Raw genomic sequence first — 26,239 nt, 5'->3', positions numbered from 1 at the left:
ATGATCGAATTAACCCCCGAAGAAGAACTCCGTTACAACCGCCAAATTGTGCTGAAAGCCATTGATTTTGACGGTCAAGAAACCCTAAAAGACAGCACAATGCTGATAATGGGCTTGGGCGGCTTAGGTTGTGCCGCAAGCCAATATCTCGCCGTAGCAGGCGTTGGCAAATTAATTTTGGTGGATTTTGACACTGTCGCACTTTCCAATTTACAACGCCAAGTTTTGCACGATGATAGCCGTTTAGCAATGCCGAAAGTGGAGTCGGCAAAGCTGAGCTTGCAGCGGCTTAACCCTCACGTTCATATCGAAACTATACCGCAGAAATTAGCCGATGCCGACTTGCTCGCTTTGCTTCCCAGCGTGGATATTGTGCTGGATTGCACGGACAATTTAGACAGCCGCAACCAGTTAGATCGCTGTTGCCAGCAATGCAAAACCCCATTAATTTCAGGGGCGGCGATCCGAATGGAGGGGCAAGTTTCGGTGTTCACCTATGAAGACAATACCCTAACCTATCATCAACTTAGCCAACTTTTCGGCAATGCCCCGCTAAGCTGCGTAGAAACTGGCGTACTTTCTCCGATTGTAGGAATTATTGGCTCAATCCAAGCCCTTGAAGCGATCAAAGTGCGGTTAAAAATTGGCGAGAATTTATGCGGACGATTACTACTGATTGATGGCTTAACGATGAAAGTTCGTGAAATCAACATTCCACAGACACTCACAAATAACAAAAACGGATAAAAAATGTTTGAAGGATTACTTATCGTACTTGCCCCAATGTGCTTTGGCTATCTGGTTAAAACCCAAAACGCCGCCCTTTTGCAACGCATTAATCAAATCGTAATGGTCTTGCTCTATGCTATTTTGTTCATTATGGGCGTGTCTTTGGGGCATTTGGACGATCTTACCCGCACATTACCGCGTATTGGCATTTCTGCCCTCACTTTTGCGGTAATCATTCAGCTTTGCAATCTCATGGGGTTAATCATCTATGACAAACGCGTCCCCCTCCCGCTCAAACGATTAGGCAAAGATCTCCCCTCTCGCGGTCGATTATTATTAGACAGTGCCAAGCTTTGCTCAATGGTGTTGCTCGGTTTTGTGGTCGGGCTTTTCACCAAAAAATGGCTCGCTTTCCCTTTTAGCACAAGTACTTACGCCCTCGTGTTACTGATTTTTTTCGTCGGCATACAACTACGCAATAACGGCATCGCACTTAAAGAAGTGCTATTCAACAAACGCGGGCTTTACACGGGCATCATCTTTATTTTCACCTCCTTGATCGGTGGCGTGATCTCTGCTTATGTACTCCATTTGCCAATCACTCAAGGGCTTGCTATTGCTTCGGGATTTGGCTGGTACTCCCTCTCTAGCGTTGTGATTAATGATGCGTGGGGGCCTGTTTTCGGCAGCATCGCCTTTTTCAATGATCTTTCCAGAGAAATTTTGAGCCTGTTCGTCATTCCCTTTTTTATGTTTAACTACCGCTCCACCGCCGTAGGGCTAGCAGGGGCAACTGCCCTTGATTGCACCTTGCCAATTATCCAACGTTCAGGTGGCATTGAAGTTGTCCCCCTTGCGATCAGCTTTGGTTTTATCACCAATATTGTCCCGCCCATTTTGCTGGTATTTTTATCCTCCATTCCCCTCAACTAAAACTAAAAGTGCGGTCAAAAAAATGTGAGTTTTTCGCACCGCACTTTTCCATATACGAAATGCAATGAGAACTGTTCTTCTATAGCGAATAGTTCTTATTAAAATTCTCTTTAAAAATTAATAACTTACAAATATTTTTTCTTGCAAAATAGAAAAAATTGACTAAACTATGCACATTATTTAATCCATTCAGGAAAGGAGTTAGCTTATGTTAAAAGCCGCGATCGCTCAAAAATTAAATGAGCAAATTAATTTGGAGTTTTATTCTTCCAACGTCTATTTACAAATGAGTGCTTGGTGTAGTGCAAAAGGTTATGAAGGGGCTGCCGCCTTTTTATTACGCCACGCTGATGAAGAAATGATGCATATGCAAAAATTATTTACTTATGTGAATGAAACCAGCGGAATGCCGATTTTAGGCAAAATTGAAGCCCCAAAAAATGATTATCAATCCTTAAAAGAAGTGTTTGAAATCACCCTTGAACACGAAAAATTCGTTACCGCAAAAATTAATGAATTAGTGGAAGTCACCTTTGAAAATAAAGACTACTCTACTTTCAATTTCCTACAATGGTATGTGGCAGAGCAACACGAGGAAGAAAAATTATTCAATAGCATTATTGATAAATTTAACCTTGTCGGCGAAGACGGGCGTGGGCTTTACTATATTGATCGTGATCTTGCGACATTAGAATAAAAAGGAGAAAAAAATGCTATCTAACAATGTGATCCAATTATTAAACGACCAAATGAATTTGGAATTTTATTCTTCAAACCTTTATTTGCAAATGAGTGCGTGGTGTGAGCAACAAGGCTTTGAAGGGGCAGCACAGTTTTTATCCGCACACGCGGCGGAAGAAATGCAACATATGCGTAAACTGTTCACCTATTTAACCGAAACTGGGGCGTTGCCAATTATCAGCGAAATTGAAGCACCACCACAGGAGTTTACTTCATTAAAACAAGTCATTGAGCTGACTTATGAGCACGAAAAATTGATTACGCGTAAAATTAATGAACTTGTTGGCCGTACCTTTGAAGAAAAAGACTTCTCCGCGTTCAATTTCCTACAATGGTATGTGGCTGAACAACACGAAGAAGAAAAATTATTCAGTAGTATTTTAGATAAGCTTAATTTATTGGGTGATGACGGTAAAGGATTATTCCTTGTAGATAAAGATCTTGCAAAATTAGCACTTAACCACGCCTAATTATAAGAGCCAGTTACTCACTGGCTCTTTCCTTATCAGAAATTTGCTGATTTTCCACCGCACTTTGATTTTTATCATAATGACAAGTGCGGTAGAAAAATGCGGAAAGTAAAACAAAAAGCATTAAAATAATTTGTATTAAACGTTTCTTAGTGAGCTTTTCAACTGCCATTCTTTTTTCCTTAACAATTATTTAACTATTTAAAACTTCTTAATTTTTTCATTTGATGATATGATTTATTGAGTTAGATCAATTTTATATAATATTTTCTATTTTATCGAATGATTTGAGGATCAAATGAAAATTTTAGCCAATGAGAGTAAAATTGGGCGTCGCGTTCAATCTGGAGGCTGTGCTATTCACTGCCAAGACTGTAGTATTAGCCAGCTCTGTATTCCTTTTACGTTAAATGAACACGAGTTAAACCAACTTGATAATATTATAGAACGTAAAAAACCAATTCAGAAATCTCAGCTTCTCTTTAAAGCGGGCGATCCTCTTGAATCTCTTTATGCTATCCGCTCAGGAACTATTAAATCCTACACGATTAGTGAAACAGGTGAAGAACAAATCATTTCCTTTCATCTACCTAGTGACCTTGTTGGTTTTGATGCCATTATAAATATGAAACATCCTAGTTTTTCTCAGGCATTAGAAACCGCAATGGTATGCGAAATCCCTTTCGATATTTTAGACGATCTTTCAGGCAAAATGCCTAAGCTTCGCTTGCAAATTATGCGACTAATGAGTAACGAAATCAAAATCGATCAAGAAATGATCTTGCTTTTATCAAAAATGAATGCTGAAGAACGCTTAGCCGCTTTTATCCATAATCTTTCTCGTCGCTATTCAGCTAGAGGATTCTCAGCCCGTGAATTTCGTCTAACAATGACGCGTAGTGACATAGGGAATTATCTAGGCCTCACTGTTGAAACAATTAGCCGTTTACTTGGGCGGTTCCAAAAATCAGGAATGTTATCTGTGCAAGGTAAATATATCACTATTAATAATATGGCAGAGCTATCCGAACTAGCGGGTATAACTAAAACACCAATTCAAGTAATTAGCTAATGGTTGATTATTCTAATTAGTGTAACAATATGTTGCACTAGATCATATTTTAACTCTTAATAGCTTGTTATTTTTAAGAATCTTGCCTATGCTAAAGAATATTCTACTGTCCTTGGAGCATTTTATGAAATTTAAAAATATACTTGTTATCTTAAATCCTGAAAATGAGAAACAATATGCCTTAGCTAGAGCCGTACGCCTAGTTAATGAACAAAATAGCGATGCACCAGTAAAAATTACAACCTTTATGACAGTCTATGATCTATCCTATGAGATGTCTACATTGCTATCTCCTGAAGAACGTCATCTGATGCATCAAGGTGTTATTACTCAACGACAAAAAATGATCCAACCTTATTTCGAAAAATATAAATCTCCTAATATTGAATTTAACTCCATCGTTGTTTGGAGTAATAATGAAGCTGAAGCTGCTGTTTCTGAAATTGCAAAGGTTAATTATGATCTTGTCGTTAAATATACTCAACAAGAAAGTATTAGCTCATTAATATTTACGCCAATGGATTGGCAACTATTAAGAAAATGCCCTATTCCAATAATGCTTATCAGAGATGGAGACTGGCGACATCAACGCCGAATCCTTATTGCGGTGAATGTTGCTGATAATGATGACAACCACATATTAATAAACAAGAAATTAGTTTATCTAGGCTTGGATCTTGCGGATATTTTAGAACGTGGAAATATTCATCTTGTTACCGCATATCCCCCTGCCCCAATTAATATGGCTATTGACCTTCCTGAATTTAATTCCACTGATTGTAGTAATAGTATCCGAAATCAATATTTACTTAATATGAAAGAATTGAGACAAAAATTTGGAATTGATGAAGCACATACCCATGTTAAAGAGGGATTCCCTGAAGATGTTATCCCTGAAGTAGCAAAAGAAATTGAGGCCGAAATCGTTGTACTTGGTACAATAGGCAGGACAGGACTCTCCGCAGCACTTTTAGGTAATACTGCAGAACAAGTCATTAATAAATTAAATTGTAGCCTTTTAGCTATTAAACCGAACTGTTCCCAACATAATAAAAAAGCTGATTACAACATTGAAATCAGCTTTTTTATCGATTTAATTATAAGATAAACTATTTCTTATAAAGAATAGCTGGTCCTACAATCCCACCTTCTTGATTAGGCATTTTTTCAGTTTCTACTACTCCAGATGAAGCTATTTCTACGCGTCTATTGGCTCGTAAACAATCTTTTAAAGCTTGACCTGTAACCCCATTACAGAATTTAACCTGATATGCTTTTCCATAACCAATTGCTTCTATATTCGCTTTAACTCCCTGCTGGATTAAACGAGCTTTAGCTTGTTCAGCACGACGCTTAGAAAGAGCTAAATTATATTCAACAGAACCGATAGGATCAGTATGTCCAGAAACTTTTACTTCCTTCGCTCCTACCTCTTTCAATTCTTTAGCAACTGCATCAATTGTAGCTAATCCTTTTTCAGTTAAGTTATATTTGTCAAAATCAAATAAAACATCACTTTTTAAATTGAAAGATAAACTGCCATTACAACCATTTGGATACCAAAAGAAATTTTGTGCATTCATTTCCGTATCAAACAAAATTTTGTATTGACACACCTTATGTTCACCATTTTCACGATAGTTGAATACGTAGTCCCATTCACGCACACCAAACAATCCTTCAGCGAAATGAGGACGCCCGATCAAATTATAAAGTTGATCCTTATTCATTCCTCTTTCAATCATACGAATGTTATCCCAATTTGGCCAAGAACCATATTGTGTTCCATTATGATTAAAAGTGGAGTCTTCAATTTTTGGCCAAACCAAATGCTCTGATGTCCCTTCATCTGTTACTTCGCTCAAATTACCACAAGCAGTGAGAGTGCTTACCGCAAGGGCAGAAACAAGAAAATATGAAAATTTCATTTAACGTACCTTTAAGTTAATAAATATATGTCTATGTAATTCTAAAACTTATCAAAAAACATTATATCATCCTATAGTAATCATAATTTTTAACAAAGTAAACTTAAATTTAAATAGTTTAACTATTATTCGCTATAATTATAAATTTTATAACCTAGATTAGGTAGATTAGAGAATAATATACTCAAAAACTTTGTATTTATTATTTCTAAATAAAGGAATATATAAAAAATGAAAAGTTAAAGATAAGAGATAAAATCTGTGCCATAGCAACAGGCACAGATTATATCAGAGAAAAATAGTTTTTATTCGTCAATAGTACGTAGTAACTCGTTGATTCCAACTTTACCTAAAGTTTTTGCATCGACTTTCTTCACAATAACTGCACAATATAAGCTGTATTTACCACATTTGGAAGGTAAGCTACCAGATACTACAACAGAACCCGCTGGAACGCGTCCATAAAAAATTTCACCTGTTTCACGATCATAAATTTTGGTTGATTGCCCGATAAATACGCCCATTGAAATAACGCATCCATCCTCAACAACGACCCCTTCAACAATCTCTGAACGAGCCCCTATAAAACAATTATCGCCAATAATTGTTGGATTAGCTTGCAAAGGTTCTAACACACCACCAATTCCAACTCCACCAGAAAGGTGAACGTTCTTACCAATTTGAGCACAAGAACCAACCGTAGCCCAAGTATCGACCATTGTCCCTTCGCCTACATAAGCACCGATATTGACGTAAGATGGCATTAATACCGTATTTTTAGCAATATATGCTCCTTTACGAACTACCGCTGAAGGAACTACTCGAAAACCTTCTTTTTGAAATCTGGCTTCATCATAATCTGCAAATTTCAGAGGTACTTTATCGTAATATTTGGTCTCAGCCCCGTCTATAATCTGATTGTCATTAATTCTGAAGGAAAGTAAAACTGCCTTTTTCAACCATTGATGCGTTACCCAATTCCCATCAATTTTTTCCGCAACACGGTATTTTCCACTGTCTAACCCTTCAATGACCTCTTCTATAGCTAAGCGTGTTTCTTTGTCCACATTTTTTGGAGTAATCTCTGCTCGACGTTCAAAAGCTGATTCAATAATAGTTTGTAAATTTACCATTTTTTATCCTATTTATATTTTGAGAAGAATGCTATTTTTATCATATTTTAACTTAAATCTCATCTATTATTATTAATTTTTGATGCGATTTCATATACGACTCTAAAGATGATCATATTACTTTAACGTTCTCATAGAAATTACCGTTCTTCTAATTGAATATCATCAAATAATTTTTTTATTGCATTATTATCATTCAATCGTTCAGCCTTTTCCACTAAAGAACGGGTTAAATGAGGAGAGAACATATGAATAAAATCATACATATAATTACGTAAAAAAACACTTCTTTTAAATGCAATTTGCGTCATACTTGAACGAAAAATATGCTTAGCATCAAGAGCAACCAGATCTTTATCCTCTTCCGTATATGCCATTGATGCCATAATACCAACCCCTAACCCTAAACGAACATAAGTTTTGATCACATCTGCATCAGTAGCTGTGAATACAATATTTGGTAATAATCCAGCACTATTAAACGCATAATCAAGATCTGATACCCCTGTAAATCCGAAAGTATAGGTAACTAAAGGATAGTTGCTTAATTCATTTATCGTTAAATTATTACATTTTGCCAATGGATGATCTACCTTAACAATGACTGAACGATTCCATATATAACAAGGTAGTAATACAAGATTTTCAAATAAATTCTGACCTTCTGTTGTAATAGCCAAATCCACCTCATCAGAAAGTAGTGCATCATAGATTTGTGTAGGCGATCCTTGATGAATATGTAAACTTACTTTCGGATATTTTTCTGAAAACTGTTTCACCACCGTTGGCAACATATAACGTGCTTGCGTATTCGTCGTTGCTATACGCAATACTCCATAATCAGGGCGTGTATATTCATCAGCAACCGCTTTAATACTCTGTGTTTTAACGAGCAATTCTCTAGCAATTGCAACAATTTTTTGTCCAGCTGGGGTAAGGGCTTTGATATGTTTACCATTACGTTCAAAAATTTCTAGCCCTAACTCTTCTTCTAATAAGCGTACCTGTTTACTAATACCTGGTTGAGAGGTAAATAATATATTAGATGCTTCTGTTACATTTAAATTTTGATTGACAATCTCAACGATATAACGCAGTTGCTGAATTTTCATTACTCCCCCAAAATCAACTCTCTATATAATATTTTGATATAAGGAAAATTACTATATCTTATTTTTCTAGAATAGGTAAAGTAGCTTTGGTCTAACCTCCATAGCAATATGACATTACTAATAAAGAATAGATCAACAAATAATATGTTTTTTAGCGTAACTAATTAGGAAAAGTGAGAAAAAAAGAAATAAACCGCACTTTTTTCATAAACAAGTAGAATATTTATTACTAAACATTCTAATAAATGATTTTATTCCTAGAAAAGTAAGTGCGGTATTTTTTTAAGCTTTTTTATAACGTTTATTTACATCTACATAACGTTTAATTGCTCGACGAATTTGTCCTGTTTTAGCTCTTCTGCGTTGTTTGGTGACATCCAATTTGCTTTGTGTTTCAGGCTCAAGCCCGACTAACTCTCGCAGGTAATTTACATTCGCAAGATCCATTTCTTCCCAACCACCGCGAGGTAAGGTTTTCATTAATTTTATATTCCCATAACGAATGCGAATTAATCGGCTCACTTGAATGCCTTGTGATTCCCACAAACGGCGAACTTCACGGTTGCGTCCTTCCATAAGAGTAACATCAAACCATTGGTTTATTCCCTGCCCTCCCATAGGTTTAATCGACTTAAAACTAGCTGGTCCATCTTCAAGCTGCACTCCCTTGCGTAAACGTGCAAGCATAGTTTCATCCACTTGCCCAAACACTCGCACAGAATATTCACGTTCCACTTCACGACTTGGGTGCATTAAGCGGTTCGCTAGTTCACCATCTGTGGTAAATAACAATAAACCCGATGTATTAATATCTAAACGCCCTACGGCAATCCAACGCGAACCTGTTAAACGTGGTAAACGATCGAAAACCGTCGCTCGTCCTTCTGGATCATGACGGGTGCAAAGTTCACCTTCTGGTTTGTAGTACATCAACACACGACAAATTTCTTTCTGTGCTTGTTGTAAATTGACGATATGTCCATCAATACGAATTTTTAAATTCGCATTCACAACAACGCGATCACCTAACGTCGCCATTTTGCCATTCACACTAACACGATTTGCCGCAATCATCGCTTCAATTTCACGCCGTGATCCTTTTCCTGCTCGGGCAAGAACTTTTTGTAATTTTTCCCCTTCCGTTTTATGTGATGCAGAAGAAAGTGCGGTCTTTTTTTCTGTAGAATTTTTTTCAGTACGTTTTCTTTCTATGCGTTTTTTTTCGGCAAAATACTGCTCTTTTGTGGCATTGCGTTGTGAATAAGATGTTGTTTTCATATTTCCTCTTGTCGCTTTCCCAAGCGTCTAATAATTTGAAAAGATTAAATAAATGGGCTAATTGAACCACTGCCCTCACGTAAAATAACGGGGGTATTTTCTGTTAAATCCACCACCGTTGTTGGCTCTTGTCCCAAATATCCCCCATTAATAATTAAATCCACTTGATGTTCTAAACGATCACGGATCTCCTCAGGATCAGATTGTGTAATAAACGCTTCACCCGGTAACATCAAGGAACAAGACAAAATGGGTTCACCTAAAGTATTTAATAATGCCAAAGCAATTTGGTTATCTGGCACGCGTAAGCCAATGGTTTTACGCTTTGACGTCATTAAACGACGCGGCACTTCTTTGGTTGCAGTAAGAATAAAGGTATAGCGTCCCGGTGTATTATTCTTAATCAATCGATACGCCACGTTATTCACCGTTGCATAAGTTGAAAGTTCCGACAAATCACTACATACAAGTGTAAAATTATGATTTTCTGGCAACTGTCGAATTTGCACAATACGATCCATTGCGTGTTTATCACCAAGCATACAACCTAAGGCATACCCCGAATCCGTAGGGTACACAATTACACCCCCTCGTTTTAAAATATCCACAGCTTGGTTAATTAAACGCGGCTGCGGATTTTCTGGGTGTATATAAAAAAACTGGCTCATAACCTTTATCCTTTAACATTAAGCATTATACCGAAATTCCCTATTGATTATAGATTTCGGAAAAAATAAATTTGAATGTCTTGTCATTTGATTTTCCCAAAATAAGCATTGCCACAACTTACCACTGTCTATTGATTATAAATTATCCAATCCAAACTGATACAAGGCATTTTTTTTGTAACCATAAAGCTCCGCAACAATAGCAGCTGCTTTTTTTAAGGGTAACTCTTGAGAAATTAAGCTCAGTGCTTTAATTGCTTGTGAGGAAAATTCTTCTTCCTCAGCATTCGCATAACCTTCTACGATAAGCACCATTTCACCTTTACTACGATTTGGATCCTCACTTATCCATAGGCGTAACGCTCCCAACTTATCACCGTAAATTGTTTCCCAAGTTTTGCTAAGTTCACGAGCAAGGACGACATAGCGATCCGCACCTAATATTTTTTCCATATCCGCAAGACAATCTAAAATGCGATGGGTAGATTCGTAAAAAATTAAAGTGCGGTCTTCTTTTGCCAACTTTTCTAATTTGTCGCAACGTGCTTTTGATTTTGCTGGCAGAAATCCCTCAAAACAAAAACGATCAGAGGCAATACCTGAAGCACAAAGCCCCGCAATAGCCGCACAAGCTCCCGGAATTGGCACGATTTTAATGCCTGCTTGACGACATTTCCTCACCAGATGAAATCCAGGATCGCTAATAAGAGGGGTTCCCGCATCAGAAATTAAGGCGATATTGATTCCTTGCAAAAGTTTTTCGCATAGCATATCCGCTTTTTGCTGTTCATTATGATCATACAAAGCAAAAAACGGCTTTTTAATCCCGTAATGGCTGAGGAGCAATCCACTATGGCGAGTATCTTCTGCCGCGACCAAATCAACTTGTTCTAACACCTGTAAAGCTCGTTGAGTAATATCTTGCAAATTGCCGATTGGCGTTGCGACGATATATAAAATTCCTGTTAAATTGTCCATTTTTACTTCTTTTATTTGATTTTAATTATTGAGATAAGTAAGATCCTAAAAATCGTTTTAACCATGGAGTCATTATGGCTATTCTATTACAATGTGTTAATTTTAAAAATCGATTAATACCTTTTTTCTTTATTTTCCTACTTGCGGGTTGCTCGAACTTACTATTTCTTAATAGTTATACTAACCAACTAAAAAATAATGCCGACGCAAGTTCAGACTACTACATAAGAAAAATAGAGCAAGCTCAAAATATTGAAGAACAACAAACTTATAAATTACTTGCTGCCCGAGTTTTAGTGAATGAAAATAAACTCCTTCAAGCTGAAGCGATGTTAGCAGAGTTACATGACTTAAATGAAGAACAACGCTTAGATAAATCCCTTATTGAGGCTCACCTTTTTGCTGTAAAAGGTAATAATGCTATGGCTGATAATTACCTTCACCAAATTAATCTACCACTGCTAAGCCTTTCTCAGCAAAGACGATATTATGAAACTGTCGCACGTATTGCTCAAAATCAAGGACAGATTATCAACGCTGTCAATACTAGGATAAAAATTGATTCGCTATTATCTGATCTACAACGAAAACAAGAAAATAATGATCATATTTGGGCACTATTAAGAAGTGCAAATCAAGATATTATCAATAATCCTCCACAGGACATCAGCCCCGCATTATCTGGATGGCTTGCATTAATCAAACTTTATAATGATAACTTATATAGCCCTGATCAATTAAGCCAAGCATTGCAATACTGGAAAACAATATATCCTCATCACAGTGCCGCAGTTTTATTTCCAACAGAATTAAAAGGACTATTAAACTTCCAACATACTCAATTGCATAAAATCGCCTTATTACTTCCATTAAGTGGGAACGGACAACTACTAGGAAATACAATCAAACAGGGTTTTGATGATGCAAGAGAAGATTCTCTAACTTCCGTTAAAGTATTCGACACGCTTTCTACACCAATAGAAACCATCATAGAACAGGCGAAACAACAAGGATTTGATGCGATTGTAGGCCCACTCCTAAAACAAAACGTTGATAAATTAATCAATAATGAGAATTCATTAGGAGGATTGACTGTTCTCACTCTAAATTCAACAAGCAATTCGAAAGCAATTAATCAATTGTGTTACTATGGATTAGCACCAGAGGATGAAGCTGAATCAGCCGCTAACCGCATTTGGGAACAAGGCATTCACGCTCCGCTAGTCATTGTTCCACAGAATGATTTAGGTCGCCGTACTGCTTCTGCATTCAACGCTCGATGGCAGCAATTATCTGCAACAGATGCTAATATCAAATTCTATAATACGGTGGAAGACATTGGTTTTGCCTTACAATCAGGATTGAATCAAAATATTCAAGCATTGTATATTATTGCAACGAACAATCAATTAAGTGAAATAAAAACGATTATTGATAATAACAATAATAATTTAAAACTTTTTTCGAGTTCACGCAGCAATTCCTCAAACAATACACCCGAATATCGCTTATTAATGAATGGGTTAGAGTTTAGTGATATTCCTTTCTTTAAAGATATAGATTCCCCTCAATACCAAAAAGCATATAAGTTCACCAATGGAGATTATTCACTAATGCGTTTATATGCAATGGGTCGAGATGCTTGGCTATTAATAAATCAATTAAATGAGCTAAGACAAATCCCAGGTTTCAATATTACAGGGCTAACAGGAAAACTTAGTGCGGGTCCAAATTGTAATATTGCACGCGAAATGACGTGGTATCAATACCAAAATGCTACAATCTTCGTACTCAGTAATTGATATGTTTAAATCTAAACGACAGCAAGGTGCGAGTTTTGAAAAACAAGCTCGCCTCTTTTTACAATCACAAGGTCTTCATTTTATTGCGGCTAATCAACATTTTAAATGTGGAGAGCTAGATTTAATTATGCGGGATAACAATACGATTGTTTTTGTTGAGGTCCGACAAAGAAAAAATAATCAGTTTGGATCCGCAATTGAAAGTGTGGATTGGAATAAACAACAAAAATGGCTTGATGCTGCTAATATGTGGCTCGCAAAACAAAACTGCAGTTTAGATGATACAGATTGTCGTTTTGATTTAGTAGCATTTGGTAAATCTATCTCTGAATTAGAATGGATCCCTAATTTTCTTGACGAATAATGATAAATAAAAATGTTAAACAAAATAAAAGATCTCTATAGCGAAAGTATACAAACTCAGATCTCAGCCTCAAGTTTATTGCCTGACTCTATTTTTCTCGCAGTGAAAAATATGGTAACTTGCCTACTGAGGGGCAACAAGATTATCGTTTGTGGGGAAGGAAAATCCTATGCAAACGCACAATTTTTGGTTGCAAACCTACTTAATAGATATGAGCTTGAAAGACCAACTTTTCCATCTGTCTTACTAAGTTTAGATAATGCTGTTGGGGCTGCCATTATCTCTGATCGCCCGAAGCAACAATTTTATCAACGACAATTTAACGCTATTGCACAACAAGGTGATATGCTTGTTGTATTTGCTCCCTTAGGGAATGAAGAAATTATATTAAACACGATCAATGATGCAGTAAATAAAGAAATCAATATTATTGCCTTAACAGGGGCAAATAATGATCATATTCAAGGTTTCTTGACAGAGCAGGATATTGAAATTATCGCTCCAACTACTAAAGAAAGCCGTATTTTAGAACAGCATTTATTCATTATTAATGCAATTTGTGAATTAATTGATTATTCTCTGTTTTCTCATTCATAATAGCAACACGGATATTCAACCAATTAAAGGAGATATTACTAATGAAGCGAAACAATTTAAAAAAATTTGCACTTATCTTAAGCTCAGCCTTTTTACTACAAGGTTGCGTCACTGCAACTGTTGCTGGAATCGCTGGAGCCACTGCTGTAGCCACAAAAGTTGCCACAGATCCTAGAACAGTAGGAACGCAAATTGATGATGAAACCCTAGAAGAAAAGGTACTCTATGCAATCAATCAAGACCAGCAATTAAAAGCTGAAGCACGGATTAACGTTATCTCATATAATGGAAGAATTCTACTTATTGGGCAAGTTCCTAATGAGCATCTAAAAAATATTGCAACCTCTCTTGCAAACGGCGTCAATCACGTTATCGAAACCTACAATGAATTACGAATAGGTTCAAAGATCTCGTTAGCTCAAATTAGCCAAGATAGTTGGATTACAACCCAGATTAAATCAAAGCTTTTCATTAGCAACCAAGTTAAAAGCAGTGATGTAAAAGTGATTACTGAAAATGGCGAAGTTTTCTTAATGGGTAATTTAACCAAACAACAGGCAAGCTCAGCGGCCGAAATAGCTCGTAATATATCTGGGGTAAAAAAAGTTATTAAAGTATTTAATTATTTAGACTAAGGTTGGAAATATATGTATCTATAACCGTTTAATTATTAGAATAATACTGCATTATATCGAATAAAAGTATTTTTATACCTTTTCTAACCAATGCATATCTTATTTTAATTTAAACGGTTATATACACTAACAAATTAATTAATTCTTTCTAAATTAGCTAAAGTTGCAATTAGCCACTTAATCCCCTCACCTTGAAAGGCGATTTGTAGGCGGGTGTTGTTGTCTGAGCCTTCAACATTAATAATCGTGCCGTTGCCAAATTTGGCGTGTTTGACTTTTTGGCCCATTTTCCAACCGCTATCGTTTTGGGTTGATGACGTATTTAACGCCCCTACCGCCGCACGGTTGTAGGCTCGCGTTACTGTGCCTCGCAAACGCACTTCTTGAATACATTCTTTCGGCAATTCTTCAATAAAACGGGAGGGTAAATGACGCTCTTCTTTGCCATATAAACGGCGACTTTCCGCATAGCTAATGGTGAGTTTTTGTTTCGCTCGCGTAATGCCCACATATGCCAAACGGCGTTCTTCCTCCATTCGCCCCTCTTCAAAAGAACGAGCGCTTGGGAAAATGCCCTCTTCCACGCCGACAATAAACACGCGTTCAAACTCTAAGCCTTTCGCGGAATGCAAGGTCATCATTTGCACGCTGGCTTGATGTGGCGAGGCTTGTTCTTCCCCTGATTCCAATGAAGCATGCGTCAAAAATGCCATTAAATCCGTCATTTCTTCTGCGTCTTCTGGTTTGATAAACTCTCTGGTGGCACTCACCAATTCCTCCAAGTTTTCGATCCGCACTTCGCCCTTTTCCCCTTTTTCCTGTTTGTACATTTGATACAAGCCTGAATGTTTAATAACAAAATCAGTCTGGGCAAAAAGTGGCATTTCTGCGGTGTCTTGCTGTAAGGAATTAATCAATTCGGTAAAACGCAACAACGCTGTCGCGGAACGCCCTGCGAGCCTATTTTCTTGGATTGCAACTTGAATGGCTTGCCAAAGCGTAATTTGCCGTTCTCGGGTTAATTGACGCAACACGTCTAAGGTGCGATCACCAATGCCCCGTGCGGGGGTATTAATCACTCGTTCAAAGGCAGCATCATCAAAACGATTGGCGATTAAACGCAGATAGGCTAAGGCATCTTTGATTTCTTGGCGTTCAAAGAAGCGTAGCCCGCCATAAATGCGGTAAGGAATTTGTGCACGGATTAGGGCTTCTTCAATAACGCGAGATTGGCTGTTGCTGCGGTATAAAATCGCACAATCGTTCAACTTTCCGCCCTCATCAAGCCAGATATTGATTTGATTTGCCACAAATTGTGCTTCATCAATTTCATTAAACGCGGCGTAAATGCCAACGGGATCGCCCTGCTCTCCCTCTGTCCACAATTCTTTGCCAAGACGGTTGCTGTTGTTGACAATGAGATGATTGGCACTGTTAAGAATATTGCTGGTTGAGCGATAATTCTGCTCCAAACGGATCGTTTGGGCTTGATGAAAATCTTCCAAGAAGCGATGGATATTTTCCACCTGCGCCCCACGCCAGCCGTAAATAGACTGATCGTCATCGCCCACGATCATAATTTTGCCCGTATCGCCCACTAAGAGCTTGATCCACGCGTATTGAATTTTATTGGTATCCTGAAACTCGTCCACTAAAATTTGTGAGAAGCGTTGCTGATAACGCTGTAAAATCAAGGGCTTTTTCAACCATAGTTCGTAAGCTCGCAACAACAATTCGGCAAAATCCAACAAGCCCGCACGATCGCACGCATCTTGATAAATTTGATAAATTTTAATCCAAGTCCGCTCTTGACGATCATTATTATCATCAATCTGCTGCGGGCGTAGCCCCTCTTCTTTTTTATTATTGATGTACCAACAAGCCTGTTTGGGCGGGAAAGCTTGTTCATCAATATTGTGAAGTTTAATCAAACGTTTAACCAAGCGAAGTTGGTCGTCGCTGTCTAAGATCTGAAAATCTTGCGGTAAGCCCGCATCGGCATAATGAGCACGTAACAAGCGGTGAGCAATGCTATGAAATGTGCCGATCCACATTCCTAAAATGCGTTGAGATGAGTATTTCGCCAACGTGCTTTCTATCCGATGACGCATTTCCGCCGCCGCTTTATTGGTAAAGGTTACAGCCATAATACTGCCCTCAGAAATTTGCTCAACGTCGATAAGCCAAGCAATCCTATAAGTCAGCACCCGCGTTTTACCACTCCCCGCCCCAGCGAGTACAAGATAATTGCCTAGCGGAGCAGCCACGGCTTCACGCTGTTTGTCATTTAATCCATCAAGTAATTCAGAAATATCCATTACATCACCACTGTTTTTTTATACAGCTTAATTATAGGGGGATTTTGTTAAAAGGCAAGAAGTGCGGTGCAATTTTTAGGTAATTTTTACACCGCACTTTTGTTAAAAATAAAATGAAGCACTTCTTATAGCTTAGCATAACGGCTTAACGTTCAATAAGTTAAAGACAATATCTATTCACTTCCCGACTGAAATGCCAAGATCATTTGTAAAATAGCACGTTTCTGCTTTTCAGATAATGATGAAATCAGCTCAATTAAGGTTTCATTCATTGTATCTATTTGTGTGTTCTCTGACACTCCATATCTTAACCAAACTGGTTTCACATTCAACCAATTCGCCAAAGTATCAATTTTATCCAATGACGGAATTGCCAAGCCGTTTAACCATTTGTAAACGGCTTGCTGCGTAACGGGTTCATTAGGGTGCTGAAGATTAAATTTCGTTGCAATTTCACTATTTTTCAATGTGTTAGGATATTTTGTTGCAAGGGCTAATTTTAATCTTTCACTAAATTTTTCTTTTTCATTCGGTATTTTCATTTGACGAATTATGACCGATCGAAAAAAACTCTTGTAAACCATAACAGTTTAATATTAAACTATAACAGTTTAAGTATTGTCTTAAACTTCACAATTATTTTTCATTTAAAAGGATATGAATATGAAATTTAACAAATTATTTTTTGCCACAATGATCATCACTTCAGCAGCATTAACAGGTTGTGCGGAATTACAAAATGAATTAAGCAACATTGGAAAATCAGCTAAGGATAGTGCTGTACAAAGAGCTCAAATAGAAGCGAGTTCAAAAGCTTCTGAAGCCGTTGGCAAAGCGTTAGGTTCAAAATATTAGAAATAATACAACTAACGAAAATGAGCGGAAAAAGCGTTTTTCTTTGATCTCAAGAAAAACGCCTTTTATATTTTGGCGTTACACTTAGTTAAAGCATTTTATCTTAACGAACGCGAATAAAATTAAACTAAAATTTGCACCGCACTCAAATTATGGAAGTAAACGAAGATAAACGGTGATTTCTTCTCTGTCGTGATACAGATGTTTTGCTTTTAATTCAAAGGCTATTCCTTGTTTTTCAAGGGCATTTTGTAGCATTTTTAAACATTGTTTCACTTCGGCGTAACGCTTTTTCATTGGGAGTTTGAGGTTAAAAATGGTGGCTTGACACCAGCCATTTAGCAACCATTTAATGATGAGTTGCGTAATTCGGCTAGGCTGCTCCACCATATCGCACACGAGCCAATCAATTCGGCGGCGTTTTGGTGGTTGGAATTTGAAGCCGTCTTCCGCACAATGTTCAATGCGTCCTGTATCGTGCAGGCTGGCTGCCATTTTGCCGTGATCTACGGCATAAACAAATAATCCGCGTTTAACTAGCTGATACGTCCAGCCGCCAGGGCAAGCACCTAAATCCACCGCATAGTGATTTTCGTTCAGATATTGGCTTTCTTTTTGCTTTGGAATGAACGTCAAAATAGCTTCTTCCAACTTCAATGTGGAGCGGCTTGGTGCTTCTGGCGGAAATTTTAAACGCGGAATGCCCATAAAATAAGGGGAGTGGTTGTGGCAATAAGAGTAGCCAACGTAACAACAATTCGCACGGATAAAAAATAGGTGCAAAAACACACCGCACTTTTGTTCTGCTTTTGCACCGAGCCAGCCTTTGGATTTCATTGCTTGCCGCAGCGGCACGGTGAATTTACGGCAAAAGCCTGAAAGTTCTTTGGCTTCGTTGGTATCCGCCGTTTCAACCCACAGCTCGCGGCTTAGTGCCAAGTTGGTGGACAAATGGCTTCGTTCATATTGGGCGATGATCGGGCTGATTCGATCTTGCGGTGAAAGGTCTGCCAACAAATCAGAAACCACGATCATTTGGCGTGCAAATATCAGTTGCTCAAAAGGCAAGGTTTTTGCGAGGTAATCCGCTTCCCCCGCTTGGAAGCATTCAAAGATAACGTAACCCGAATTATTTTCAACTCGAGCGAAGCCAAACACGCCAAGCTCACTGGCTTTATCGGTGATTTCGGCGGCTAATTCTTTTTCAAAACCAATACGGCAATATAAAGCGAGTTTATTCATTAGTATTTCTTATTTCGTTAATAATCCACTGGCGGAATGCTAAAATTTGTTCTTCATTTGCTTTATCAAATTGATTGACCACATAAAAAGATTTAGGATCTTTTAACTGTGTCGATAAAACAATCTGCAATCTTTCATTATCAATTTCCTGCTGGGCTAAAACGCGATTAGCCAGCACAATTCCTTGCCCATGTACGGCTGCTTGCAATGCCATAAACGTATGGCTAAAAATTGGTCCGTGTTGAATATCCAGTTCCTCTAACTGTAAATAATCTGCCATTTTTTGCCAATTATCCCGAGTATGAATATGAATCAGCGTATGCTTTTTTAAATCTTCCGCACAACGAACAGGTTGTTTAGCCAACAATTTCGGCGAAGCCAGCAAAAGTAAATTTTCTTCCGCAAGTTTTTCTACTTGCAAATTTTCCCAAGCACCACGGCCATAATAAATCGCAATATCAATTTCTCGGTTAAGTAACCCTTCATCTTGATCTACACCTGTCAATCGCACTTCAATATCAGGATAAAGAGCATTAAACTGACTCAAACGAGGCACTAGCCATTGAATACCAAATGTTTGTGGTACGCTGATTGCTAGGTGTTTTTCATTTTTCTGAGCCATTAACTTTTGAGTAACATCAGATAATCGATACAAAATATCTTTAACTTCTTTACAGTAAATCTGTCCTAATTCAGTTAAAACTAACGTGCGGTGTTGGCGTTTAAATAATTCAATGCCTAAAAAATCTTCTAATAATTTAATTTGATGACTCACTGCCGCTTGAGTAACAAAAAGTTCATCCGCTGCTTTAGTAAAACTTAAATGACGTGCCGCACATTCAAACGCTTTCAGTGAATTCAAGGGAGGCAAACGTTTATACATAAAATCTTCTCAAATGAAAAATAATCAGTTATACTAAACAACTGATTTATCTATTAGTTTTTTTTATACAAGGGATAAAAAAATATCCATTGTCCTCAAACACACATCTCAACTACAATATCCTCATACTTAATGGTTGGTAATTCCTTATTGGTTAAGAGTTTCGACTTAAGTATGATGTTGTGTTTGCATAGTTCGGGAAACCGAACAGAGTAACTCATTAGTTACTCATTTCACTTCCTGTATATATTTTAGACCTTTTTTGGTTAAGCACCGCTTCCTTAAGCGGTGTTTTTTTATGCCTGAGATCCTACCACAATTTCATTTTTTCCCGAAATAAATTTCCACACTCGCCATAAAGAATGCACAAAATTTTTCCTAATCAAAATAAATTCAAAAATAACCGCACTTTTATTATTGCAAGTTTTTAAGAATGGTGTAGATTAAAACTACTCTATGACAAAAAAATAATGGTTAAGGAAAAACGATGACAATTAAAAATCTCGACTGGCAAAATCTTGGCTTTGGTTATATCAGAACAGATTATCGCTATATTGCTTATTGGAAAAATGGAGAATGGTCAAAAGGTGAACTGACCGAAGATAATGTACTACATATTAGTGAAGCTTCTAGTTCATTACATTATGGACAACAATGTTTTGAAGGCTTAAAAGCCTATCGTTGCAAAGATGGTTCGATTAATCTCTTTCGTCCAGAACAAAATGCGCTGCGTTTGCAAAAAAGTTGCCAACGTTTATTAATGCCTGAGATCCCAACAGAAATGTTTGTGGAAGCCTGTAAACAAGTGGTTAAAGCCAACCAAGATTGGCTTGCTCCTTATGGCACAGGTGCAACGCTTTATTTACGCCCATTTGTGATCGGCGTAGGCGATAATTTAGGCTTAAGCCCCGCAAAAGAATACATTTTCTCTATTTTTTGTAGCCCAGTGGGGGCATATTTTAAAGGCGGAATGAAGCCTACCAATTTTATTGTTTCAAACTATGATCGTGCTGCACCACAAGGCACTGGAGCGGCTAAAGTAGGTGGAAACTACGCCGCAAGCCTTTATCCAGGTAAACTTGCCAAAGAACGCAATTTCAGTGATTGCATTTATCTTGACCCGACTACACATACAAAAATAGAGGAAGTAGGTGCTGCAAACTTTTTTGGTATCACAAAAGACAATAAATTCATTACGCCACTCTCTCCTTCAATCTTGCCAAGTATTACCAAATATTCCTTGCTATATCTTGCAAAAGAGCGATTAGGATTAGAAGCCATTGAAGGTGATATTTATATTAATCAGTTAGATCAATTTAAAGAAGCTGGTGCTTGTGGCACAGCCGCCGTAATCACCCCTATTGGCGGTATTCAATATGGTGATAACTTCCACGTTTTCTATTCGGAAACTGAAGTTGGTGAAATCACACAAAAACTGTATAACGAACTTACAAGCATTCAATTTGGTGATATTGACGCACCTGATAATTGGATTGTAAAAGTTGAATAAGGCTTAACCAGCCCTTATCAATACTAATATTTTTTGTGCTGTCTAGAATATAAATCTTCAGTATCAACATACAAAGGGTATTGTAAAATACCCTTTGCAAAGTTCGATGTACACATCTATGACTATATTCTCATATCTTCAATTTTAGCATTTCACTTTTCCTCAAATTAAAATAACAGTAATCATATTTCATCAATATCTCTTAAAAAACATCCTTATTGATGGATATCAAAAAAATAAGATATAAATTACAAATCTACGTTTTTTTAGTTGTTTTTACCCCCCCCGAGTATATTTAATATACAACAGGCAATTTTAATTGATGATGATATTAGAGATATGCCACAAATTAACGTAAACCGAATTATCCACTGCTTAAAATGAGGAGAATCATTATGTTAATCAAAGTGAAAAAAATACCTGCTTTATTTTTTAACCCTATTTACATTGTTAATTTCTTATAACACCTTAGCTAAGGAAGAAGGTAACGGTAACGAGGTACTACCAGCTGATGACTGTGCCCCTTGTGAAAGGCTGGATCTTATTGATGCCATACTTGGTGTTGATACGATGACAGCAGTAACAAATGAGGATTACGAACGATCAGACTTTTACAATAATGTGGTTTCAAATTATATACCTAATGATAAAGGTAATGATCCTAAGATTGTTGCAGAAATGAAAAACTATATAAAAAATAACACAATAATTGGGAAATTAGAAAACGACATAGATACACACGATGCTCGTATTACACAACTTGAGAACAGAAAACTAATCCCAAATTTAAATACACAAATTACGCAATTACAACGTGATATAAAATTGTTAGATAATCGCTTAGCTAGTGGCATTGCTGCTAGCAATGCAATGGCAGGCTTAGTTTCTGCGACTAAAGACGGAAAAAGTATGGTTGCTGTTGGCGTAGGAACTTATCGTGATCGTAGTGCTGTCGCTATCGGCGTATCAAGATTAAGTGACAATGGACATTGGAAAGCAAAATTTAGCCTTGCCACTGGAATGAATGGTAGCAACAAAGATCTTAGTACATCAACTTCTATTGGGTATCAATTCTAGTTTATAGAATAAGAGCTTGCCCATAAAACACTAATGACAGAAAACAAAGACAAGGGATAAGAATGGGAAAACGTGCCGTACAATGTGAGGAAAAATGATGTTTTAACAATACCGCTCGAGGTTGTAAATATTATGCTTAAGCAAGATTGCTTGGTTGTTTTTAACATTAAATGCAATTATGATGAGTTGCGAGGGGTAAAATAGTCTAAAGCCTTGATATTTCAGGCATTAAAAAAGCCTTTCGAGTAGTTACGAAAGGCTTAGTTAAGTGTTTTGGTGCTCTGAGCGAGACTTGAACTCGCACGTCCTATGGACACTACCCCCTCAAGATAGCGTGTCTACCAATTCCACCATCAGAGCTAAATTCTGTGAGATGATTTTATTGCGGAATATCCGAATTTTGTTTGCTTTCTACTTTTACAGGTTGCTGTTGTTCAATTTTCTCTGCAACTTGTGAAAGGTTATCAAATTTACTTTCTGTTACATTGTTGTGATGGCTATTAATATTTGCAATAGCGAGATTAATGATAAAGAAAATAGCTGCCAAAATTGCGGTTGTTCTTGTTAAGAAATTACCTGCACCGCTTGAACCGAAAACAGTTCCCGATGCACCACCGAAAGAAGCACCTGCATTCGCACCTTTGCCTTGCTGAATTAGCACAAAACCAATAAGTGCAATAGAAACAAGTAAATAAATAACTAACAGTGCTTGATACATTATTTTTCTCTTCGCCAGTGGATACCAAAAATCAACGGGCGAATACTAACGAATATAATTTTATGATGCAAGGGATTTTCTTCCAAAATAAGTTTGATTGCCGCAATTATAATCAAACCGCTGGCGTTGTAGGTGCATTTTTCACTTTTTTAGCCTGTGTTTTATGTTTAAAGCGGGTTTGTCGTTGCGTGTTAATTTGGCTTAACTGATGCAAAGCTGCGTCATTTTGATAAGCAAGTAAAGGCGATAATGACTGCACAAGATCTTGCATAAATAGTTGATAACTAAGTTTTTTTTGACTAATTGCGTTAAGCTGAGCCTCCCAATGTGCGGTCATATCTGGCAGCGTGGCAACATCTGGCAAGGCTTGAATTAAAATCCGCCCCGCTTCTGTGCTATGAATATGCCGCCCTTTTTTATGCAAAAAACCACGCTTAAACAATAATTCAATAATCCCCGCTCTTGTGGCTTCTGTACCTAATCCGTCGGTTTCGCGTAAGATTTTTTTCAAGTTTTTATCCTGAACAAAACGGGCAATACCTGTCATTGCAGAAAGTAATGTCGCATCGCTAAAGGGTTTCGGCGGTTGTGTTTTCTTACTTAAAATTTCCCCTTTTTCACAAAAAAGTTCTTGCTCTTTTTTCACTTCGGGCAGTAATGGCTCGGCGTTATTTTGTTCCTCATTTTCTTTGCCCCATAGCTCTTTCCAGCCCGCAAATTGTAAATTACTGGCTTGAGCGATAAATTTTCCACCTGCAATAGTGAGGGTGATTTTGCAGCGGCGATATTCTGCGTCCGCACAAAATTGTGCCAAATATTGACGAGCAATAAGCTGATAGACATTTCGCTCTGTCGTCGTCAGATTAACGGGCTTATTTTTCGCTGTAGGGATAATAGCGTGGTGAGCTTCTACTTTCTTATCATTCCAACAACGATTTCGCTGTTCTGGATTGACGATGTTTGGTAGTGGTTGATAATCAGGAGCGTGAACGGAAACGGCATTCATCACTTTATGGCGATCCGCAAAATGCTCTTCGGGCAAATAACGGCAATCAGAGCGGGGATAGGTAATCAAACGGTGCGTTTCATACAGCCGTTGGCAAGTATCTAACACCTCTTGAGCGGAAAGCCCGTAGCGTTTCGCCGCATCAATTTGCAAGGCAGAAAGGGAATAAGGCAGCGGAGCGGTTTCCTTTTCTCGCTTGTCCTGATAATCCGTGACAGTGGCAGGCTGTCCCGTGATGCGTTTGACTACATTTTCCGCTAATGCACGAGAAAGCACGCGACCGTCGTCATCTTGGTAGTCTTCACAGGCTTTGCTGGGCTGCCAAAGTGCGGTGAATTTTTGCGGCGTTTTTTCCAGCGTTTGCACAAAGGCTTGTACTTCAAAATAGTCTTTCGGTTGGAAGTGTTCAATTTCCAAATCACGACGAACGATTAGCCCCAACACGGGCGTTTGAACCCGTCCAACGGATAACACGCCACGATAGCCCGCTCGTTGCCCGCGAAGGGTGTAGGCTCGCGTCATATTAATGCCGTAAAGCCAATCGGCTCTGGCTCGAGCCAACGCAGAGGTGGCTAGAGGAATAAAATGTTGATTAGATTGTAATTTTTTTACCGCTTTTTGCACCGCACTTGGGTTTAAATCGCTGATTAAACAACGCTGGATCTGTGCTTTTTTTTCAGCGGAAAGGTTGGCATAGCTGAACACTTCATCAACCAATAATTGCCCCTCGCGATCGGGGTCGCCTGCATTGACGAGTTCATCGGCTTGATGAATGAGTTTAACCACTACATCTAATTGTTTTTTCACCGCTTTTCGCGGGATTAATTGCCATTTCATCGGCACAATGGGAAGGTGTTCTAACCGCCATTGTTTAAATCGCGGATCATAAGCGTCAGGCTCGGCTTGCTCCAAAAGATGCCCAACACACCAAGTTACGCAATCTTGCTCGCCACAACGAATAAACCCATCGCCACGCTGATGAGGTTTGGGCAATACATCAGCAATCGCACGGGCAAGGCTTGGTTTCTCAGCTACAAATAATCGCATAGGGACAACATCAATCGACTTAACAAAGTTCGCCATTCTAGCATAAATTTCATAGTTCCCAATTTATTAATTTTTGGTTAGAATGTAGCGATTTTTAACACTGAGGATAAAATTATGTTTGGAAAAGGTGGCTTAGGCAATTTAATGAAGCAAGCCCAGCAAATGCAAGATCGTATGCAAAAAATGCAAGAAGAAATCGCACAGTTAGAAGTTACGGGCGAATCTGGGGCGGGATTGGTGAAAATCACCATTAATGGGGCGCATAATTGCCGCCGTATTGAGATTGATCCCTCTCTGATGGAAGACGATAAAGAAATGCTCGAGGATCTTATCGCTGCCGCATTTAATGATGCTGTGCGTCGTGCGGAAGAATTGCAAAAAGAAAAAATGGCGTCCGTTACGGCTGGAATGTCATTACCGCCTGGCTTTAAAATGCCATTCTAAAAAATCATCATTTATTCACACCGCACTTTTATTCACAGCATTCAGAAAAAAGTGCGGTGTGTTTTTTCTTCGTTTTTTGGGGATACAATGCAAACCAGTCCATTATTAGAAACGCTGATTGACACATTACGCTGTTTACCTGGTGTGGGACCGAAATCCGCCCAGCGAATGGCTTATCATTTATTGCAACGCGATCGTAGCGGTGGAATGGATCTCGCCCGTGCCTTAACCGCCGCGATGTCGCAAATTGGGCATTGCGAACAATGTCGTACCTTCACCGAAGAAGAGGTCTGCACCATTTGTGAAAATCCACGCCGCCAAAATTCGGGCTTGCTCTGTGTGGTGGAACAACCCTCCGATATTCAAGCCATTGAACAAACAGGGCAATTTTCAGGGCGTTATTTTGTGCTGATGGGGCATTTATCCCCGTTAGATGGAATTGGTCCAAAAGAGATTGGACTGGATTTACTCAATCGCCGCTTAGAAAATGAAGCTTTTACCGAAGTTATTTTAGCCACCAACCCGACCATCGAGGGCGAAGCCACTGCCAATTATATTGCCGAGCTTTGTATGCAACGAGGAATCAAAGTAACGCGTATCGCCCACGGTATTCCCGTCGGTGGCGAGCTGGAAATGGTTGATAGCAATACCCTAGGGCATTCTTTTTCGGGACGGAGAGAGATTCAATATTAAAATGAC

28 protein-coding genes and 1 tRNA gene are annotated in these 26,239 nt (G+C 38.2%); 15 read left to right on the top strand and 14 right to left on the bottom strand.

All coding sequences use genetic code 11. The features are described 5' to 3' along the window. From moeB to ftnA (HBL79_RS04365), 4 genes are all read left to right on the top strand, one after another. Positions 1 to 747: a molybdopterin-synthase adenylyltransferase MoeB gene (gene moeB / locus HBL79_RS04380; RefSeq protein ID WP_017806260.1), complete on the top strand. Its 747-nt coding sequence runs from the start codon at positions 1 to 3 to the stop codon at positions 745 to 747. A 3-nt stretch (positions 748 to 750) separates the two neighbouring features. Continuing rightward, positions 751 to 1,662 carry a LysO family transporter gene (locus HBL79_RS04375; protein ID WP_035685004.1) on the top strand — a complete coding sequence of 304 codons (912 nt, stop codon included), beginning with the start codon at positions 751 to 753 and terminating at the stop codon, positions 1,660 to 1,662. Positions 1,663 to 1,870: 208 nt separating this feature from the next. Beyond that, positions 1,871 to 2,359, top strand: coding sequence for a non-heme ferritin (gene ftnA / locus HBL79_RS04370; protein WP_035685007.1), 489 nt, complete (start codon positions 1,871 to 1,873; stop codon positions 2,357 to 2,359). Between the two features lie 13 nt (positions 2,360 to 2,372). Beyond that, on the top strand, positions 2,373 to 2,873 hold the full coding sequence (ftnA, locus tag HBL79_RS04365) for a non-heme ferritin (protein WP_017806257.1): 501 nt from the start codon (positions 2,373 to 2,375) through the stop codon (positions 2,871 to 2,873). Between the two features lie 13 nt (positions 2,874 to 2,886). Here the strand turns inward: ftnA (HBL79_RS04365) and HBL79_RS04360 are convergent, their stop codons facing one another. Continuing rightward, positions 2,887 to 3,045 (bottom strand): hypothetical protein, encoded by a 159-nt coding sequence (locus tag HBL79_RS04360; RefSeq protein ID WP_017806256.1) that lies wholly within the window; start codon positions 3,043 to 3,045, stop codon positions 2,887 to 2,889. Between the two features lie 126 nt (positions 3,046 to 3,171). Here HBL79_RS04360 and HBL79_RS04355 point away from each other — a divergent pair, with 126 nt between their 5' ends. Then, positions 3,172 to 3,945: an FNR family transcription factor gene (locus HBL79_RS04355; protein ID WP_046097381.1), complete on the top strand. Its 774-nt coding sequence runs from the start codon at positions 3,172 to 3,174 to the stop codon at positions 3,943 to 3,945. 124 nt (positions 3,946 to 4,069) lie between these two features. Next, entirely contained in the window at positions 4,070 to 5,053 is a 984-nt protein-coding gene (gene uspE, locus HBL79_RS04350) for a universal stress protein UspE (RefSeq protein WP_046097380.1), read from the top strand. Position 5,054: 1 nt separating this feature from the next. Here the strand turns inward: uspE and HBL79_RS04345 are convergent, their stop codons facing one another. The 6 genes from HBL79_RS04345 to rsmI form a co-directional block, all read right to left on the bottom strand. Continuing rightward, positions 5,055 to 5,873, bottom strand: a complete 819-nt coding sequence (locus HBL79_RS04345; RefSeq protein ID WP_017806253.1) for an OmpA family protein — start codon at positions 5,871 to 5,873, stop codon at positions 5,055 to 5,057. Between the two features lie 305 nt (positions 5,874 to 6,178). Continuing rightward, a complete protein-coding gene (gene dapD, locus HBL79_RS04340) occupies positions 6,179 to 7,006 on the bottom strand; it encodes a 2,3,4,5-tetrahydropyridine-2,6-dicarboxylate N-succinyltransferase (RefSeq protein ID WP_017806252.1) in 828 nt (275 codons plus the stop codon). A 140-nt stretch (positions 7,007 to 7,146) separates the two neighbouring features. Next, complete coding sequence (cysB, locus tag HBL79_RS04335; RefSeq protein ID WP_017806251.1) at positions 7,147 to 8,118, bottom strand: HTH-type transcriptional regulator CysB; 972 nt, start codon at positions 8,116 to 8,118, stop codon at positions 7,147 to 7,149. 282 nt (positions 8,119 to 8,400) lie between these two features. Beyond that, a complete protein-coding gene (gene rluB / locus HBL79_RS04330; protein WP_017806250.1) occupies positions 8,401 to 9,396 on the bottom strand; it encodes a 23S rRNA pseudouridine(2605) synthase RluB in 996 nt (331 codons plus the stop codon). A 44-nt stretch (positions 9,397 to 9,440) separates the two neighbouring features. Next, on the bottom strand, positions 9,441 to 10,064 hold the full coding sequence (locus HBL79_RS04325) for an L-threonylcarbamoyladenylate synthase (RefSeq protein ID WP_017806249.1): 624 nt from the start codon (positions 10,062 to 10,064) through the stop codon (positions 9,441 to 9,443). A 135-nt stretch (positions 10,065 to 10,199) separates the two neighbouring features. After that, positions 10,200 to 11,042, bottom strand: coding sequence for a 16S rRNA (cytidine(1402)-2'-O)-methyltransferase (rsmI, locus tag HBL79_RS04320; RefSeq protein WP_017806248.1), 843 nt, complete (start codon positions 11,040 to 11,042; stop codon positions 10,200 to 10,202). Between the two features lie 74 nt (positions 11,043 to 11,116). Between rsmI and HBL79_RS04315 the strand changes: the two genes are divergently transcribed. Genes HBL79_RS04315 through dolP form a run of 4 tightly spaced genes read left to right on the top strand, consistent with a single transcriptional unit; the run spans position 11,117 to position 14,440 of the window. Beyond that, complete coding sequence (locus HBL79_RS04315; RefSeq protein WP_035685012.1) at positions 11,117 to 12,844, top strand: penicillin-binding protein activator; 1,728 nt, start codon at positions 11,117 to 11,119, stop codon at positions 12,842 to 12,844. Position 12,845: 1 nt separating this feature from the next. Continuing rightward, on the top strand, positions 12,846 to 13,208 hold the full coding sequence (locus HBL79_RS04310) for a YraN family protein (protein ID WP_021724495.1): 363 nt from the start codon (positions 12,846 to 12,848) through the stop codon (positions 13,206 to 13,208). A 12-nt stretch (positions 13,209 to 13,220) separates the two neighbouring features. Beyond that, on the top strand, positions 13,221 to 13,805 hold the full coding sequence (locus HBL79_RS04305; RefSeq protein WP_017806245.1) for a D-sedoheptulose-7-phosphate isomerase: 585 nt from the start codon (positions 13,221 to 13,223) through the stop codon (positions 13,803 to 13,805). Positions 13,806 to 13,846: 41 nt separating this feature from the next. Next, entirely contained in the window at positions 13,847 to 14,440 is a 594-nt protein-coding gene (dolP, locus tag HBL79_RS04300; protein ID WP_017806244.1) for a division/outer membrane stress-associated lipid-binding lipoprotein, read from the top strand. Between the two features lie 134 nt (positions 14,441 to 14,574). Here the strand turns inward: dolP and uvrD are convergent, their stop codons facing one another. Further along, complete coding sequence (uvrD, locus tag HBL79_RS04295) at positions 14,575 to 16,758, bottom strand: DNA helicase II (protein ID WP_035685015.1); 2,184 nt, start codon at positions 16,756 to 16,758, stop codon at positions 14,575 to 14,577. A 173-nt stretch (positions 16,759 to 16,931) separates the two neighbouring features. Further along, positions 16,932 to 17,300 carry a helix-turn-helix domain-containing protein gene (locus HBL79_RS04290; protein WP_017806242.1) on the bottom strand — a complete coding sequence of 123 codons (369 nt, stop codon included), beginning with the start codon at positions 17,298 to 17,300 and terminating at the stop codon, positions 16,932 to 16,934. A 121-nt stretch (positions 17,301 to 17,421) separates the two neighbouring features. Here HBL79_RS04290 and HBL79_RS04285 point away from each other — a divergent pair, with 121 nt between their 5' ends. Beyond that, complete coding sequence (locus tag HBL79_RS04285; protein WP_035685017.1) at positions 17,422 to 17,613, top strand: hypothetical protein; 192 nt, start codon at positions 17,422 to 17,424, stop codon at positions 17,611 to 17,613. A gap of 150 nt (positions 17,614 to 17,763) precedes the next feature. On the opposite strand, the gene rlmM is transcribed toward HBL79_RS04285, so the two are convergent. Together rlmM and HBL79_RS04275 are read right to left on the bottom strand one after the other, a co-directional pair. Further along, positions 17,764 to 18,855, bottom strand: a complete 1,092-nt coding sequence (gene rlmM, locus HBL79_RS04280; RefSeq protein WP_035685019.1) for a 23S rRNA (cytidine(2498)-2'-O)-methyltransferase RlmM — start codon at positions 18,853 to 18,855, stop codon at positions 17,764 to 17,766. After that, entirely contained in the window at positions 18,848 to 19,738 is an 891-nt protein-coding gene (locus HBL79_RS04275; RefSeq protein WP_017806239.1) for a transcriptional regulator GcvA, read from the bottom strand. Before HBL79_RS04275 ends, rlmM begins: the two co-directional genes overlap by 8 nt. Positions 19,739 to 20,225: 487 nt before the next feature. On the opposite strand from HBL79_RS04275, the gene HBL79_RS04270 reads away from it, so the two are divergent. Beyond that, positions 20,226 to 21,248 carry a branched-chain amino acid aminotransferase gene (locus HBL79_RS04270; RefSeq protein ID WP_035685022.1) on the top strand — a complete coding sequence of 341 codons (1,023 nt, stop codon included), beginning with the start codon at positions 20,226 to 20,228 and terminating at the stop codon, positions 21,246 to 21,248. A gap of 570 nt (positions 21,249 to 21,818) precedes the next feature. Then, on the top strand, positions 21,819 to 22,325 hold the full coding sequence (locus HBL79_RS04265) for a YadA C-terminal domain-containing protein (protein WP_124994819.1): 507 nt from the start codon (positions 21,819 to 21,821) through the stop codon (positions 22,323 to 22,325). 274 nt (positions 22,326 to 22,599) lie between these two features. Here the strand turns inward: HBL79_RS04265 and HBL79_RS04260 are convergent. The 3 genes from HBL79_RS04260 to HBL79_RS04250 all read right to left on the bottom strand — a co-directional run bounded on the left by HBL79_RS04260 (position 22,600) and on the right by HBL79_RS04250 (position 25,096). Continuing rightward, positions 22,600 to 22,685, bottom strand: a tRNA-Leu gene (locus HBL79_RS04260). Positions 22,686 to 22,704: 19 nt separating this feature from the next. Further along, on the bottom strand, positions 22,705 to 23,043 hold the full coding sequence (gene secG, locus HBL79_RS04255) for a preprotein translocase subunit SecG (protein ID WP_035685027.1): 339 nt from the start codon (positions 23,041 to 23,043) through the stop codon (positions 22,705 to 22,707). Between the two features lie 112 nt (positions 23,044 to 23,155). Beyond that, on the bottom strand, positions 23,156 to 25,096 hold the full coding sequence (locus tag HBL79_RS04250; protein WP_035685029.1) for a DNA topoisomerase III: 1,941 nt from the start codon (positions 25,094 to 25,096) through the stop codon (positions 23,156 to 23,158). A 114-nt stretch (positions 25,097 to 25,210) separates the two neighbouring features. Between HBL79_RS04250 and HBL79_RS04245 the strand changes: the two genes are divergently transcribed. Continuing rightward, on the top strand, positions 25,211 to 25,540 hold the full coding sequence (locus tag HBL79_RS04245; protein WP_035685032.1) for a YbaB/EbfC family nucleoid-associated protein: 330 nt from the start codon (positions 25,211 to 25,213) through the stop codon (positions 25,538 to 25,540). A gap of 87 nt (positions 25,541 to 25,627) precedes the next feature. Further along, positions 25,628 to 26,233: a recombination mediator RecR gene (recR, locus tag HBL79_RS04240; RefSeq protein ID WP_035685034.1), complete on the top strand. Its 606-nt coding sequence runs from the start codon at positions 25,628 to 25,630 to the stop codon at positions 26,231 to 26,233. Positions 26,234 to 26,239: the final 6 nt, after the last annotated feature.

It is taken from the genome of Avibacterium paragallinarum, from assembly GCF_011765605.1.
In the GTDB taxonomy this organism is placed as follows: Bacteria; Pseudomonadota; Gammaproteobacteria; order Enterobacterales; family Pasteurellaceae; genus Avibacterium; species Avibacterium paragallinarum.
This window is presented reverse-complemented; position numbering and strand designations above follow the sequence as displayed.